Source organism: Bowmanella dokdonensis, from assembly GCF_017254865.1.
Classification (GTDB): Bacteria; Pseudomonadota; Gammaproteobacteria; order Enterobacterales; family Alteromonadaceae; genus Bowmanella; species Bowmanella dokdonensis.
Map to the genome: position 1 here is coordinate 1 of NZ_JAFKCV010000260.1, position 318 is coordinate 318.

General features: G+C 50.0%; 1 protein-coding gene. It reads right to left on the bottom strand.

Annotated features, from left to right (window positions below; all coding sequences use genetic code 11):
- On the bottom strand, window positions 1–318 hold a 318-nt coding region (locus tag J0A66_RS22480), incomplete at both ends, for a hypothetical protein (RefSeq protein ID WP_206576042.1).

A 318-nucleotide genomic window follows, 5' to 3' on the forward strand; every position in this document is an offset into this window, starting at 1 on the left:
CTAGGTCGGATAGCGCCAAGGCAAGGGCAAGACTGACAAGAAAACTTTCTCCGCCTGACAGGGTTTTGGTGTCGCGCTCAACATCACCTTGCCAGGTATCCAGCACGCTAAGTGAGAGACCTTCTGAGTCTTTGCGCTTTAGCAGATAACGGCCATGTAATCTGTCCAGCTGTTTGTTAGCCAGATATACCAGGTTATCTAGCGTGAGTCCCTGGGCAAACTTACGGAAGCGGTCTCCGCTGGCAGAACCAATCAGCGAGTGAAGGTAACTAAGGTCATCATACTCTAGCTTTTGCGCTTCTATTTGCTTACCCAACT